At 65.1% G+C, this 15,087-nt stretch carries 14 protein-coding genes; 6 read left to right on the forward strand and 8 right to left on the reverse strand.

Annotation, left to right across the window (positions count from 1 at the left end):
• Positions 1-12 precede the first annotated feature (12 nt).
• Positions 13-1,602, reverse strand: coding sequence for a tetratricopeptide repeat protein (locus tag BMY06_RS04875; protein ID WP_074981838.1), 1,590 nt, complete (start codon positions 1,600-1,602; stop codon positions 13-15).
• A 234-nt stretch (positions 1,603-1,836) separates the two neighbouring features.
• Here BMY06_RS04875 and BMY06_RS04880 point away from each other — a divergent pair, with 234 nt between their 5' ends.
• The 5 genes from BMY06_RS04880 (at position 1,837) to BMY06_RS04900 (ending at position 6,307) form a co-directional block, all read left to right on the forward strand.
• Positions 1,837-2,970 carry a GGDEF domain-containing protein gene (locus BMY06_RS04880; RefSeq protein ID WP_074982163.1) on the forward strand — a complete coding sequence of 378 codons (1,134 nt, stop codon included), beginning with the start codon at positions 1,837-1,839 and terminating at the stop codon, positions 2,968-2,970.
• 487 nt (positions 2,971-3,457) lie between these two features.
• Complete coding sequence (locus tag BMY06_RS04885; protein WP_074981839.1) at positions 3,458-4,573, forward strand: SpoIIE family protein phosphatase; 1,116 nt, start codon at positions 3,458-3,460, stop codon at positions 4,571-4,573.
• A 14-nt stretch (positions 4,574-4,587) separates the two neighbouring features.
• On the forward strand, positions 4,588-5,151 hold the full coding sequence (locus BMY06_RS04890) for a SiaB family protein kinase (protein ID WP_074981841.1): 564 nt from the start codon (positions 4,588-4,590) through the stop codon (positions 5,149-5,151).
• Between the two features lie 17 nt (positions 5,152-5,168).
• Positions 5,169-5,555, forward strand: a complete 387-nt coding sequence (locus BMY06_RS04895) for a DUF1987 domain-containing protein (RefSeq protein WP_074981843.1) — start codon at positions 5,169-5,171, stop codon at positions 5,553-5,555.
• An 11-nt stretch (positions 5,556-5,566) separates the two neighbouring features.
• On the forward strand, positions 5,567-6,307 hold the full coding sequence (locus BMY06_RS04900; RefSeq protein ID WP_074981845.1) for a GGDEF domain-containing protein: 741 nt from the start codon (positions 5,567-5,569) through the stop codon (positions 6,305-6,307).
• Between the two features lie 21 nt (positions 6,308-6,328).
• Here BMY06_RS04900 and BMY06_RS04905 read toward each other — a convergent pair whose 3' ends face one another.
• Both BMY06_RS04905 and BMY06_RS04910 read right to left on the reverse strand, forming a co-directional pair.
• Positions 6,329-6,817, reverse strand: coding sequence for a hypothetical protein (locus tag BMY06_RS04905; protein ID WP_231957639.1), 489 nt, complete (start codon positions 6,815-6,817; stop codon positions 6,329-6,331).
• 305 nt (positions 6,818-7,122) lie between these two features.
• Positions 7,123-7,782 carry a TetR/AcrR family transcriptional regulator gene (locus BMY06_RS04910; protein WP_074982165.1) on the reverse strand — a complete coding sequence of 220 codons (660 nt, stop codon included), beginning with the start codon at positions 7,780-7,782 and terminating at the stop codon, positions 7,123-7,125.
• A 220-nt stretch (positions 7,783-8,002) separates the two neighbouring features.
• Between BMY06_RS04910 and BMY06_RS04915 the strand changes: the two genes are divergently transcribed.
• Entirely contained in the window at positions 8,003-9,295 is a 1,293-nt protein-coding gene (locus tag BMY06_RS04915; protein WP_065061524.1) for an NAD(P)/FAD-dependent oxidoreductase, read from the forward strand.
• A 243-nt stretch (positions 9,296-9,538) separates the two neighbouring features.
• Here the strand turns inward: BMY06_RS04915 and BMY06_RS04920 are convergent, their stop codons facing one another.
• The 5 genes from BMY06_RS04920 to BMY06_RS04935 form a co-directional block, all read right to left on the reverse strand.
• Complete coding sequence (locus BMY06_RS04920) at positions 9,539-10,516, reverse strand: LysR family transcriptional regulator (protein WP_065061525.1); 978 nt, start codon at positions 10,514-10,516, stop codon at positions 9,539-9,541.
• 343 nt (positions 10,517-10,859) lie between these two features.
• Entirely contained in the window at positions 10,860-11,024 is a 165-nt protein-coding gene (locus BMY06_RS39485; RefSeq protein WP_167371394.1) for a hypothetical protein, read from the reverse strand.
• A gap of 157 nt (positions 11,025-11,181) precedes the next feature.
• A complete protein-coding gene (locus tag BMY06_RS04925) occupies positions 11,182-12,591 on the reverse strand; it encodes an MFS transporter (protein ID WP_074981847.1) in 1,410 nt (469 codons plus the stop codon).
• A gap of 113 nt (positions 12,592-12,704) precedes the next feature.
• Positions 12,705-13,883, reverse strand: a complete 1,179-nt coding sequence (locus BMY06_RS04930) for a CaiB/BaiF CoA transferase family protein (RefSeq protein ID WP_074981849.1) — start codon at positions 13,881-13,883, stop codon at positions 12,705-12,707.
• A gap of 15 nt (positions 13,884-13,898) precedes the next feature.
• Positions 13,899-15,062 (reverse strand): acyl-CoA dehydrogenase family protein, encoded by a 1,164-nt coding sequence (locus tag BMY06_RS04935; protein WP_065061528.1) that lies wholly within the window; start codon positions 15,060-15,062, stop codon positions 13,899-13,901.
• Between the last annotated feature and the right edge of the window lie 25 nt (positions 15,063-15,087).

Raw genomic sequence — 15,087 nt, forward strand, 5'->3', positions numbered from 1 at the left:
CCTCGCGCCGAATCAGTCGCGCGGCAGCGCGTCGAGCGCGGCGCGCAACTCGCCGACCACGTTCGACCAGTCGTCGCGCCGCGTCTGGCGAAACAGGCGCGCGTTCGCGTACCACGGCGTATCGCTGCGCGCGAGTTGCCAGCGCCAGTCGGGCATGAAGGGCAGCGCGATCCACACCGGCTTGCCGAGCGCGCCTGCGAGATGCGCCACGGCCGTATCCACGCTGATCACAAGATCGAGCCGTGAAATGAACGCGGCGGTGTCGGCGAAATTCGAAAGGCGCGCCGACACGTCGCGCAGCACGCCGCGTTGTTCGAGTTGCGCGAGTGTGTCGCGATCACGCTCGCGGATATCCGGTTGCAGCGCGAAAAAGCGCGCGTCGGCGTCGAAGAGCGGCAAGAGCTGTTCGAGCGTCATAGAACGATTGCGGTCGTTCAGATGCGTGCGGCTGCCCGACCAGACGATGCCGATGTTGGGTTTGCGCTCGCTGCTGCCATCACTGCTGCCGTTGTTATCGGCGAGCACGTCGTTCCATGGCGCGGTATCCACGTTGGCATCGAGATACGGCGCAGTCGCGGCCAGATCGGCCGCGCGCAATTTCAGCACGAAAGGCAGGCTCAACAGCGGGATGTGATAGTCGAACGGCGGTGCTGCGTCCGCTTCGCCGATCACCTCGGCCGCGCCGCGATAGCCGCGCAGAAGCGGCAACAGCGCGTCCTGCACGCGCAGCACGACGCGCGCGCCCGCCGCGCTCAACCGATCGACGAGACGCAGGAATTGCAGCGTGTCGCCATAACCTTGTTCGTGATGCACGAACAGCGTCTTGCCCGCGACCGGCTGCGCGCCGGTCCAGAGCGTCTGCGCCGGGAAGCCGTGATCCTGGCTGCCGTCGCGCCAGCGCCATTCGTATTCGCGCCAGCCGTGCTCGAATTCGCCGCGCAGCAAATTGGTCTGCGCGCGATTCGTGCGCGCGCCCGCATCGTTCGGATCGATGCTGAGCGCCTTCTTGAACTGCTGCATCGCCTCGTCGAAACGCCCGAGATCGCGCAGCGCCACGCCCAGATTCACATGCGCGAGCACGAAGCGCGGATTGAGCGCGATGGCGTGCCGGTACGCGTCGAGTTCCTCGTTGTAGCGCGCCATGGTGCCGAGCAGCGTGCCGCGGTTGTAATGCGCTTCGGGCGAGCGCGGCTGCAATTTGCAGAGTTGCTCCATCGTGGCCAGCGCGCGCGCCGGCTGCTCCAGACGAATCAGCGCCATCGCCACGCCCAGCACCGATTCCGCGTGATGCGGCGAGCGCGCGAGTGCGCGTTCGTAAAGCGCGAGTGCATCGGCGTGACGCTGCGCGAGCTGGCAGACCTGCGCGGCGAAATGCAATTGCTCCGTCGACATCGTCATATTGGCCGCCGCACGCACGAGATAATCGGCGGCGCGCGCGTGATCGCCCTGACGCGCGGCGAGATAGCCGAGACCTTCGAGTGCTTCGCCGTGATCGGGCGCGTGGTTCAGGACGTCTTGCAGGAGACGCGCGGCGTCGTCGGTTTGCCCGGCGGCGGCGTGTTGTTGCGCGGCGTCGAGCGCGCGTTCGATATCACGATTCATGGCGAGGCGGGAGAAAGGCAGACGTCGGGCCGACGATAAACGCGCCGTGAACGAACGACAAGCGCGCCCGGCAACGCGGCCCGAAAGCGGCTCATTGTAAGGGATCGCCCGCACGGTCGCATGATACGAACGGCCCGCCGCGAAGCGCTGTGCACGCGTACCGATTGCGCAAATCGCTCAAGCAATTTCGTAATTTGCCGTAATTAGTAATATTTGGCATTTCCTGCGCGCATTTTGACCGACTCCGCGACCCCCGCCGCAAGCGATCTGGCTACGCTGATCGAAACCGTGCAGCGCAACGAGCGCACACTACGAAGCTTTCAGAGCGTTGAGCTGCAATTGATCGGCGCGCGCGACTGGAGCACTTTTCTCGACGGCGTGCTCGTGCGGCTTCGCACAGTGTTCGCGCTTGCGTCGGTCAGTCTCTGGGTCGATGAGCGCGAACCGTTGCTGCGCGAGCTGCTGGAGATCGACGCGCCGCATGAAGCCGCTGCTGCGTGCCTGAAAGCCGGGCGCGGCCACGGTGCGGCGCTCGCGCGTCTGTGCGGCGCGCAGGCCGCCCTTGCGCATTGCTGGCTGGGCCCGGCGAGCGAACTCGACGCGGCGACCCGCGACACTTTTATCGACGCACGCGCGCACAAGGGCAGCGCGATCGTGCTGCCGCTCTGCGCGCACGACGCGGTGCTCGGCTATCTGTGCCTCGCGAGCGGCGACCCGCATCGTTACGAGGCGAGCATGGCGACCGATCTGCTCGAACGCTTTGCAAACGTCGCCGCGCTGAGTCTCGACAACGTCGCGCACCGCGAGCATCTGCGCCTGATCGGCATCACCGACCGGCTCACGGGCCTGTCGAACCGGCACTATTTCGACGAGCGCCTGCATCACGACGTGTATCGCGCGGCGCATCACGCCGAGCCGATCTCGTGCCTGTTCATCGACATCGACCATTTCAAGCAGATCAACGATGCGCATGGTCATACGGTGGGCGACCAGGCGCTGGCGGCGATTGGCGTCGCGCTGCGTCAGCATGTGCGCGTGGGCGACACGATCTCGCGCTATGGCGGCGAGGAATTCGTCGCGCTGCTGCAATGCGATATGCCCGACGCGCTCAACGTGGCCGAGCGCATCCGGCGCGCGGTGCAATCGATCGTAGTCCATAGCGAGGACGGCGCGTGCCTCGAGCTGAGCGTGTCGATTGGCGTTTCCGCTTATCGGGCCCATCGCGCACATCGCGCCGATTCCGCTGCAACGAACCGCGACGACGCGGCCAGCATCGCGCAGACGCTGCTCGACGCCGCCGACCGTGCGATGTACCAGGCCAAGCTCGAAGGCCGCAATCGCGTATCGACGCTCGACATGCATGCTTGAATCGCTGATAAAAAAACCAGATGGCGATTCGCTCTTTTCGAAATAAATCGCGCCGCGATTAACGATTGCCAACTGGCGTTATTTATTTAATTTCCAGAAATAATCCATTCGCGCCGCGCGCATGCCGCTAACGGTGCATCGTGCATTCGCGCCGCGAGGCGTGTTGCACCGCAACCCTCAAAAAAAGGCTCCGCGTGCGCGGGGCAGTCAAAATTACCCGCTTCGAGCAGACAAAAAACGCGCAAACGTTAGCGTGCAAGCCGTCGAATGCGAACGCATCGATTCGAGCTATTTCTCAGACGAATGTAACGAAACTGACATAAAGAGTCATTAGCGTGCTGGTTTTCCTTATTTATTGGAACGGATAGCCATGCATCCCGCGCTTGCGCAGTTTCGTCGTCCGGGACTTTCAGCAGGTCCGCGTAGCGCCGGGGAATTGGCACAGGACGTACCGGCCATCGACGCTGCGGATTCAAATTCTCTGGTGATGGAGATTTTCTATTCGCGGCGCGATATGGCCAGTCTGGCGGTGATCGAAAACGATCGCCCCATCGGCCTGATCAATCGCGATATTTTTCTGTCGCAAATGAGCAAGCCGTTTCATCGCGAGCTTTACGATAAAAAAAGCTGCATCGCGTTCATGGACAAAGAGCCGCTGATCGTCGAGGCGGACATGAGCATCGAGGCGCTCACGTTCAAGACCGTCGAGGTGGGCGAGAAGGCGCTGGTGGATGGCTTCATCGTCACGCGCGAAGGCCGTTTCCTGGGCGTGGGCAACGGGCTGCGTCTGCTGAGCATCGTCGCGGAAATGCAGGCGGAGAAGAATCGCCAGATCATGCAGAGCATCGAGTATGCGAGCGTGATCCAGCAAGCCATGCTGCGCGCTTCGCGCGAAACGCTCTCGACCACGCTGCCCGACGCGGCGCTCGTCTGGGAACCGCGCGACGTGGTGGGCGGCGACTTCTATCACTTCGCCGCGTTCGCCGACGGCTGGTTCGGCGCGGTGGCCGACTGCACGGGTCACGGCGTGCCGGGCGCGTTCATGACGCTGCTGGCGTCGGCGTCGCTTTCGCAGGCGCTGGAGCAACTGGGTCCGCGCGATCCGTCCGCGCTGCTGGCGGCGGTCAATCGCAGCGTGAAGGCGCTGCTCGGCCAGATCAACGGCGTGGGCGACGCGCCGCAATCCAACGACGGTCTCGACGCCGCGTTCTTCTGGTACGACGCGAGCCGCGCGCAACTGCTGTTCGCGGGCGCGCGCGTGGCGCTGCATGTATTGCGCCCCGACGCCGACGCCTTCGAAAGCATTGCGGGCGACCGCATGGGCGTGGGCTATGTCGACAGTCTCGCCGACTACGCGTGGGGTTTGCATACCGTGGACGTGCCGCCAGGCAATCTGCTGTTCGTCTCGACCGACGGTTTGACCGATCAGATCGGCGGCCCGCGCAAGATCGCGTTCGGCAAACGCCGCGCGCTCGAACTGATCCTTGCCGACCGCGAGAACACGCCCGCCGGAATTTCGGCGCGCCTGCTCGAGGCGCTGGGCAAGTGGCAAGGCGCGCAGGCGCGCCGCGACGACGTCACACTTTTCTTTGCACGTGTTTAAGGCAATCCACGAATATGTCTGCCATTCTGGATCAGAACCATTGTTTCTTTGAAATTGCGCGTCAGCGCAACCTGATTTTTTATCACAAGGGCTATTTCTCCCACAGCATCGTGGCCGCCATGAGCGAGGTCGTGAAGCTGCAACTGGAAGTGGCCGGACTGAGCGGGCCGACGCGCCGCAAGATCTTCTCATCGTTCATCGAAATCTCGCAGAACATCGTGCATTACTCGTCCGATGCGCTCTCCGAGAACTGGCAGCAGGGCGGCGCGGTGCGCGAAGGCGCGATGTGCATTTCCGCCGACGGCGAGCGCCATCTGATGGTGTGCATGAATCCGATCGCGACGGTGGCCGTGAACGATCTGCGCGAGAAGCTGGAGCCGCTGCGTTCCATGTCGATCGAGGAAATCAAGCAGGCCTACAAGTTGTCGCTGCGCGCGGACACGCCGACCGAAAGCAAGGGCGCGGGGCTGGGCTTTCTGACGATGGCGCGCGATGCGAGCGCGCCGCTCGAATTCGCGTTCTATCCGCGCGAGGACGATCCCGAGACCACGCTCTTTTGCCTCAAGACCATCATCTGACCAGGGCCGGTTACAGAATGGAAAACCTATTTATCGCCGCCACGGCGACTTCGCCGGAAATCGATTTCCGCTTCGATCAGCAATGGCTTTCGCTTCGCGGCGAGTCGTATCCCGAGAACGCCGCCGCGTTCTACGCGCCGATCATCGAGCAGCTCAACGCGTGGCTCGATGCGAGCACGGCCGCGACCATCACGGTCGAAGTCACGCTCACGTATTTCAACAGCTCCAGCACGAAGATGCTGTTCAGCGTGTTCGACGCGCTCGACCGCGCGGCATCGGCGGGCAATCAGGTGCAGGTGAACTGGTATCGCGACGAGGAAGACGAGACGATCCTCGAATTCGGCGAGGAGTTGCAGACCGACTTCACGGCGATCCAGTTCAACGATTGTCCGGTGGCGACTTGAGGACCGCGGGCGTGGACGCCACCGCATATCGCCGCGAGGTCTCTCACGATCATGCGCCGGACCTGTTTCGCAACGAGAGCGAAGCGCTCGAACGCGCGCGCGCGATCGGCGCGGACCCGCACGCGGATGCCAACGCCTATCGCCAGGCGCTCGACGAACTGATCCGCCATTACGAGCGCCTGATGCGCGAGACGCGCCGCCTGATCGGGCGCAGCGACCGCGCCGAGCGCGAGATGCAGGCGCTGACGCAGCAACTGCACTATCGCGCGACGCACGACGCGCTCACGGGCGTGTTCAATCGCAGCGCGGTGATCGAGCGCACCGTCAAGGCGTTGCGCGCGGATCGCGCGGTGATGATCCTGCTCGATATCGACGACTTCAAGAAGGTCAACGACGACTTCGGCCATCCGGCGGGCGACGCGGTGATTCTCGGCATCGTCAACTGCCTGCGTGGGATTCTGGGCGAGCACGGTCTCATCGGCCGCGTGGGTGGCGAGGAGTTCACGGTGGTGTTGCCGGGCTTCGAGATTCGCGATGCGCTCGATCTGGCCGAGCGCATGCGCGCGGCGATCGCGGCGCACGCGTTTCCGGATCCGGTGAGCCGCAGCATCACCGCGAGTTTCGGCGTGAGCGACAACGCGGCGGGCACCGACTTCGACACGGCCTATGGTCTCGCCGACGCCGCGCTCTACGCGGCGAAACGCGGCGGCCGCGACCGCGTGTCGTTCGACGGGCCGCTCGCTTCGGCGTAACGCCGGCTTCGTTGCGGCTCGCTAGAAACCGTGGCGCACGGTCAGCGTCGCACCCGTGTCGTGCGAGTGCAGCACGGCCACGCGCGCCGTGCCGGAGAACACCCAGTCGTCAACGATCAGCGACAGGCGGCGTTGCGGCTGCGCGCCGAGCGTGAGCGTGGAGTTGGGTATCTGCATGATCGAGAGCTGCGGCGCCGTGGACGGCCCCATGCGCAGATACGCCTGCGCGGGCTGGCCGGCCGCACCGGGCGGCGCGCTGCCTGCCGCCGCCTTCGCATCGGCGAAGCGGTACTCGTGCGCGACATCCGCACTGTAGAAGTTCTCGAATTGCGTCTCTGGCGCGCCGGGCGTGCGGCTCTGATACGCCATCTCGTAGCGATAGACGTAGCGTTGCGGCTCGGGTATCGCCGCGACGACTTCCATGGGCAGGGTGGGCGCGATGTTCGCCAGCGTCAGGGTTCCGGGCGCATCGGTCGCGATGCCGTCCGCGAATGCATATCCGCTCAGCATAAAAATGATTGCGCCGACAATCCTTTCGTTCAGGCACGTCATGACCATGCCTCCAATGAAGGAATTGAAACGTCACACGACCTGGGGTACGCCTGGGGTAAGTACCGAAAGCGAATGCCTGTGCCGCTTCGCGCGACAGAAGCGTGAAGGACACCCAAGCATTGTAGTCAGTCCTGCGCGTCCTGCCAGTTCAATGTGTGCGCTGGCGACCGTACGCGCGCGAACGATGCGCAGCCGGTTGTCGCGCGCACCGTACGGGCCCGACGCGTCCGGTCTGGCTGATTTGGTCCGCGTGCCGGCCGTGCTCAGGCCAGCAGCGCGAGCGTCGTCTCCAGCACGCTGCGTTTGAATTTCTTCGGATGATTGGGCAGCGTGGAGAACGCGGCCATCAGATGCGCGTAGCTGACGGTCTTGCTGATGCCGTTCATCAGCACGAAGAACAGCATCTCGGCGTCCTGCACCTTGAGCTCGCCCGCGCGGGCGGCATCCGCGAGCAACGGCACGAATACGTCGTGAACCGGCCGCACGAGACGTTCGACGAGGCGGTCGAGGCGCGCGCCTTCTTCGGTGGCGGCGGTGGCGAAGAACAGGCCGATATCGGGCTGATCGAACACCTTGTCGATATAGATTTCCAGCGCACGGTCCACGCGCGCCTTCGGGCCGAGATCCGAGTCGCGCAAGGCCGCCGTGGCTGCGATCATGGGCGCGGCGTGTTCGGCGATCTGCTCGACCACGGCCGTCCACAAGGCCTCTTTCGAACCGAAGTGATGCGCAAGCAGCGCGGGATCGACGCCCGACTCGCGCGCGATCTCGCGCACGCTGGTCGCGTCGTAGCCGCGCGTGCCGAAGGTCTTGCGCGCATTGCGCAGCAGCACGTCGGGGCCGACCGAGGCGTCCTGCGCCGGCCGCCCGCGGCCGCGCTTCATCGGCGTAGGCGTGAACGATGCGGTGGCCTTCTCTTTCATGCGGGTCTGCATTCCATGATTTTCGATGGACGTGAGTGTACCCGAGCCTGGCCGCGTCACCGCGGGAGCCCGTATCGGACGCGTTGACGCGGCGCGCGGCTCGGCTTGCGGGGCTGCGTCGATATCTGGATTCGATTCTGCGTCCGATTCTGCGTCCGTTTGACACACAGCATGGGGCGGGTTTACCATCGGTCTTTATTCATCACGCGTTGAATTGAAAATGTCGAAACCGGTTCGTATCGTGATCGTGGGCGGCGGCATCGCCGGCATTGTGTTGGCAACGAAGCTCGGCGACACGCTCGGGCGCGCGGGCAAGGCGCAGGTCACGCTGATCGACCGCAGCCCCACGCACATCTGGAAGCCGATGCTGCACACCATCGCCGCCGGCACGCGCGACGTGCAGCAGCAGCAGGTGATCTTCCTCGCGCATGCGAGCGAGCACGGCTACGCCTACGAGCCGGGCGAGATGCTCGGTCTCGACCGCGAGCGCCGCCGCGTGCAACTGGGCGCGATCACCATGCCGGACGGCACGATGGTGCTGGAGCCGCGCGAAGTCGGTTACGACGTGCTGGTGCTCGCGCTCGGCAGCCGCGCGAACGACTTCGGCGTGCCGGGCGTGAAGACGCACTGTCACTTTATCGACAGCCAGAAGCAGGCCGAGATCTTCAACGAAGCGCTGCGCGCGCGGGCGTTTCGCAGCGTGGCGCGCGACGAGGCGCTGCGTGTGGCGATCGTCGGCGGCGGCGCGACCGGCGTGGAGCTGGCGGCCGAACTGAGCCGTCTGCTCGAAGTGGCGAGCGCGTACGGCGACGCTTCGGTGCGCGAACGTTTGCAACTCACGCTGCTCGAAAGCGGACCGCGCATTCTGGGCGCGTTTCCGCCGGCTATTTCGGCGTCGAGCCAGCAGCAACTGGAGATGATCGGCTTCACGGTGAAGACCGGCACGCGCGTGACCGAGGCGTGCCCGGGCGGCTTCGTCCACGATGACGGCGCGCTGGCACAGGCCGATCTGATGGTGTGGGCGGCGGGCGTGAAGGCGGCGGAATTCCTGAGCGGCATCGGCGGACTGGAAACCACCCGCGCGAACCAGATCGTGGTCGGGCCGACGCTGCAATCCACGCGCGACGATCACATCTTCGCGCTCGGCGATTGTTCGAGCCTCACGCCCGCGGGCGCCGAGCGTGCGCTCGCGCCCACGGCGCAGGTGGCGACGCAGCAGGCGGAGTATCTGGCGCGCCATCTGCCCGGCTGGCTGGCGGGCAAGCCGTTGCCCGATTTCGCGTTCCGCGATTTCGGCGCGCTGGTCTCGCTGAGCGACTACGACGCGTTCGGCACGCTCGGGCGATTCGGCTTCTTCCGTGGCGGTTTCATTCGCGGACGCGTGGCGCAACTGAGCCACGCGATGCTGTATCGCCGCCATCAACAATCGCTGCATGGATTGCGCAAGGCCACGCTTCTGTGGACCGCCGAGCGGATCAACGGCTGGGTGCAGCCGAAGATCCGGCTCGCGTGAAGTCCGTGCGGCGGCTGTGCGGGAGCGCGAGGCGCACGAAGCGCCACGCGCATCGCGAGCGGGCAGACGGTCGTGAGCATCGGCAGGCGCGGTGCGCGGATCGTCGCTCGCGCTCATCGCGTGCCATGCGATGAAGCGAGCGAGGCGCTGAGCGCCGTTTGTCATGGCATCGATTCGAATTGATTCGGATAACTACAAATAAGATGCAGGCGAAAACGCGCGTAAAGCTTCAAGCCGCGCGCGTCAGCTCTCGCACACCACGTCGTGATCGTAGCGCGCGTTCAGCAGTTGCAGTTCCTGTTCGTGCTCGGCCATGCGGCGCGGAACCGCTTCGCGCAGAAACTCCACGAGCGTTTTGATCTTCGCATCGAGATACTGGCGCGACGCATAGAGCGCGAACACGTTGAACGGCTTGAGCCGCGCGCCGGGCAGCACCTGCACGAGCGTGCCGTCGCGCATGCCTTGCAGCGCCGTGGGGATCGGCAACATGCCGATGCCCATCCCCGCGCGTATGGCCTCGCCGAGCGCCTCCGCAATATTCACGGTGAGCGGCGCCTGCTGCGTGGGGCGGAAGGTCCGCGCCGGCTCGCCTTCGTGCTGGCCTTCGAATTCCCACGCCAGTACCGGCAAATCCTGGCGCGTGAGCTGCACGCAGGTATGCCGCTCCAGATCGCCGATGTCGAGTGGCGTGCCGCGTCGCGCAAGATATTGCGGCGCGGCGCACAGCACCGAACGCGACGTGCCGAGCCGCTGCGAAACGAGCGACGAATCCTTGAGCGTTTGCGCGACGACGATCGCCACGTCGAAGCGTTCTTCGAGCAGATCGGGCGTGCGCTGCGCGAGCACCAGGTCGACGGACACATCTTCGAATTGCTGCGTGTAGCGCGCGAGCAGCGGCGTGAGGTAATGCTGGCCGAAGCTCGCAGTGGCGTGCACGCGCAGGCGGCCGTTGGGTTGCGCGGCGGCGCCCATGGCTTCGGCGTCGGCGAGCGCGACTTCGTTGAGAATGCGCTCGCAATGCTCCAGATAGCGGCGGCCCGCTTCGGTCAGCGAGATCTGGCGCGTGGTGCGGTTGAAGAGGCGCGTTTGCAGACTCGCCTCCAGTTCCATGATCGCGCGCGACACCGCTGCGGTGCTGAGCGCGGCGCGCGACGCGGCCTTGGCGAAACCGCCGGCTTCGGCGACGCCAACGAACATCTTCATGCTGCCCAGCTTGTCCATCGGATTCCGTAGGGGGAGGGGAGGCCACTCGCGCATATATTCAGCGCGTGATGAAATAATTTTACTGCGCGGGACGAGCGTGTGTCAAAGTGTGCATGCTTACGAAAAGCCTTCTACGTAGGCATTTTCGAGGATGCACGCCGCGCGCGAGTGCAAGGAAAGATCCGGAAAGCGAGTGAAAGCGTCAGGCCGCGACGGTGATCGCCGGGTTGGAGCGGACTGCGGATGCGAGGGAAATGAAGGTGTTCGACCGTGGGCGGCGCGCTCGCGTTGCACGGCGCGTCGCTTCGATATCGCGGGACAGGCTTCGAAAGCCTGCGATCAGGCGGGGATCAGATGGGGATCAGTAATGCGAGCAGGCGAGCACGCAATACAGGGCGCTGACCGTGGCCGCGACGCCCAACCCCGCACCGAGGCCGATATTGCCAATGGTGGTGGCGCAACCGTTCAGGCCCGCGAGCGCGGCGCACAGACTCAGCACCGCAAGGGTTCGTCGAAATGCGGACATGGCGTGATCCGTTTGTAAGCAATGCGCGGATAGTACCCAGTCCAGGGAAGTTTCCTTTGTGACAGAAAGCGGGGGTTTGCGAAAGCGCTTACCGTTCCTTACGCGCGGAAAGCGCTTTCGCAGCGGGCCTTGAAATGCCCCGCAATATCGGCCTCGATCAGCGGCCTTCCGGCGCGAGCACGGCCGGCGCGTCGTCGAGATTTTCAGCTGCGTTGCCGGCATTGCCCACGTCGCCCGCGATATCCTCCAGCGCGGCGCGGCTCGTTTCCACGCGCAGCGCGAGAATCGCCACGCAGAGCACCGCGAGAATCGCTGTCACCATCGCGATCACGCCCGAGACGCCGAAGCGTTCGTAGAGCATCAACGCGAGCCACGGCGTGGCGATCGACGAGGCGCGTCCGCAGGTGCCCGCCACGCCGGTGCCGCGCAGGCGCATTTCGGTCGGGAAGAGTTCGGGAATGTAGCCGAACAGGCCGAGCGTGCAGATGGTGTAGATCGCGCTCACGAGGCAGAAGCCCACGAGCATGATGGCGGTCGGGTCGCGCAGCGTCACGTAGAGCCAGCCGAGCGCGACGCTCACGATCGACGACACCACGATGCCGCGCGCGCGTCCGACCCGGTCGGCGATGAAGTAACCGATCAGGCCGCCCACCGGCGAGCCGATCGACATCACGAACACGAAGCCGAGCGACTTCACGATCGACAGACCTTGCGCGACGAAGAACGTCGGCAGCCACGCGATGAAACCATACAGCCCCACGTTCACGCCGATGGCCGTGAGCGCCGCGACCAGCATGCGTCCGCGCATGCCTTTGGCGAACAGCGCGCTGAGCGGCACGCTGCCCTTGTGCAGATCGACGGCGCGCTGCACGGGCGGCAGCTCGCCCACCTGCGCGCGTACTTCCTGCTCGATTTCCGCGAGCGTGGCTTCGGCTTCCTCGAAACGGCCGACCGATTCGAGCCAGCGCGGCGACTCCGGCATGCGATGGCGCAGGAACCACACCACCAGCGCGCCCACGCCCGCGAGCGCGAACATATAGCGCCAGCCGAGATGCGGGATGACCCAGTAGCCCGCCGCGAGCGCCGCGAACAGCCCGCTATTGGTGATGACCGCGAGCAGCGAGACCCACTTGCCGCGCGTGGCGGGCGGCACGAATTCCGCGAGCGTGCCCGCCGCCACCACGAGTTCCGCGCCGAGCCCGAGGCCCATGATGAAGCGCAGCACGATCAGCCATTCGATGTTGGGCGCGAAGCACGCGGCGATCGAGGCGAGCCCGAACACCGCGAGATTGACCTGATACGAATAGCGCCGCCCGAGCCGGTCGCCGAGCCAGCCCGCGATGAACGCGCCCACCATCATGCCCATGAACGTCGACGAGACGAACAGCGCGCCGTGACGCATGTCGGTGAAGCCGTCCTTGACCATCGACGCCATCGCGCCGTTGGCGAGATAGATGTCGAAGGCGTCGAGGAACGCGCCGCCCGCGATGAGGCCGAGTATCTTCCAGTGAAAGCGTGAAACGGGTAGCCGGTCGAGGCGTCCGGCGGCATTGACCGCGTGGTGCATGTGATGTCTCCGATTGTGATGCGGCCCCCGAGGCCGAAGGGCCGCGGGGGCTTGCTGCCATGCGCCGCTTATTGCTGCGGCGTTCTATGGTGGGCGCGGGTCGTCCGCTCAGGTCAGACCGCGCCGGTGTCGTGCAGCGCGCGAATCTGCGTCGCGTCGTAGCCGAGTTCGTTCAGGATTGCGTCGGTGTGCTCGCCGAGCGCGGGCACGGCGTCCATGCGCGGCGCGTCCGCGAGCGTGACGCCGGGCGGCAGCAGCGCGGGCACCGCGCCCGCGGGCGTCTGCACCTGCGTCCAGCGTTCGCGCGCGGCGAGCTGCGCGTGCTCCCACACGGCCTGCATGTCGTTGATGTGCGCATTGGCGATCTTCGCGGCTTCGAGGCGCTCGACCACGTCGCGCGCGCTGAGGCTGGCGAAGGCCGCTACGATGAGCGCGCCGAGCGCCGCGCGATGCTCGACGCGGCGGCTGTTCGAGGCGAAGCGTTCGTCGGCGGCGAGTTCGGGCTGGCGCAGCACGACGTCGCAAAACGCCTTCCATTCGCGCTCGTTTTGCAGGCCGAGCATCACCGACTTGCCGTCGCCGGCCTTGAACGGACCGTACGGATAGATCGTGGCGTGCGCCGCGCCGTTGCGTTGCGGCGGCGTCTGGCCGTCGATCGCGTAGTAGAGCGGATAGCCCATCCACTCGACCATGCTTTCGAGCATCGACACGTCGATATGGCGGCCGCGCCCGGTTTTGCCGCGCTCGATCAGCGCCGCGAGAATGTTCGAGTACGCGTACATGCCGGCGGCGATATCGGCGATCGAGCAACCGGCTTTCGCGGATTCGTCGGGCGTGCCGGTAATCGACAGAAAGCCCGACTCGCTCTGGATCAGCAGGTCGTAGGCCTTCTTGTCGCGATACGGACCGTCGCCGCCATAGCCCGAGATATCGCAGACGATCAGACGCGGATAACGCTCGCGCAGCGCGTCGTAGCCGAGGCCGAGCCGCTGCGTCGCGCCGGGCGCGAGGTTCTGCACGAACACGTCGGCGTCGGCGAGCAGCGTGTGCACGATCTCCAGCGCTTCAGCGCGCTTCACGTCGAGCGTGAGGCTTTCCTTCGAACGGTTGGTCCAGACGAAATGCGAGGCGAGACCGTGCACGCGCTCGTCGTAGCCGCGCGCGAAATCGCCCACGCCGGGACGCTCGACCTTGATGACGCGCGCGCCCAGATCCGCGAGCTGGCGCGTGCAGAACGGCGCCGCGATTGCGTGCTCGAACGTGACGACCTTGATGCCTTCGAGAGGGCGCATGATTCGGCTCTCCGGTTAGAACGAACGCGGCAGGCCGAGAATATGTTCGGCGACGTACGAGAGAATCAGGTTGGTGGAAATCGGCGCAACCTGATAGAGACGCGTCTCGCGGAACTTGCGTTCGACGTCGTATTCGCACGCGAAGCCGAAGCCGCCGTGGAATTGCAGACAGGCGTTGGCGGCTTCCCACGAAGCGTCGGCGGCCAGCAGCTTCGCCATGTTGGCCTGCGCGCCGCAAGGCTCGTGCGCGTCGAAGCGGCGGGCGGCCTCGAAGCGCATCAGGTTCGCGGCTTCCACGTTGATGAACGCGCGCGCGATCGGGAACTGCACGCCCTGGTTCTGGCCGATCGGACGGCCGAATACCTGGCGATCCTTAACGTATTGCGACACCTTGTCGACGAACCAGTAGCCGTCGCCGATACACTCGGCCGCGATCAGCGTGCGCTCCGCGTTGAGGCCGTCGAGAATGTACTTGAAGCCCTTGCCTTCTTCGCCGATGAGATTTTCCGCCGGAATTTCGAGGTTATCGAAGAACAGCTCGTTGGTCTCGTGATTGACCATGTTCAGAATCGGCTGCACGGTGAGACCCTTGCCGATGGCTTCGCGCAGATCGACGATGAAGATCGACATGCCTTCGCTTTTCTTCTTCACGTCCGAAAGCGGCGTGGTGCGCGCGAGCAGGATCATCAGGTCGGAATGCTGCACGCGCGAGATCCACACCTTCTGGCCGTTGATCACATAACGGTCGCCCTTGCGCACGGCGGTGGTCTTGATCTTCGTGGTGTCGGTGCCGGTGGTCGGTTCGGTCACGCCCATCGACTGCAGGCGCAGTTCGCCGTTGGCGATCTTCGGCAGATACTTGCGCTTCTGTTCTTCGGAGCCGTGGCGCAGCAGCGTGCCCATGTTGTACATCTGGCCGTGGCACGCGCCCGAGTTGCCGCCGCTGCGGTTGATCTCTTCCATGATCACCGACGCTTCGGTGAGGCCGAGTCCCGAGCCGCCGTACTCCTGCGGAATCAGCGCGGCGAGCCAGCCCGCTTGCGTGAGCGCGTCGACGAAGGCTTCGGGATAGCCGCGCGCTTCGTCGATCTTGCGGTGATATTCGTTCGGAAACTGGCTGCACAGATCGCGGACGGCTTCGCGAATGTCCTGGAATTGATCGGGCGTGGCGTCGTTCATGTCGTGGATCTCGGTGAATCTCGGT

The sequence above is a fragment of the Paraburkholderia tropica genome (assembly GCF_900109265.1).
Lineage (GTDB): Bacteria > Pseudomonadota > Gammaproteobacteria > Burkholderiales > Burkholderiaceae > Paraburkholderia > Paraburkholderia tropica.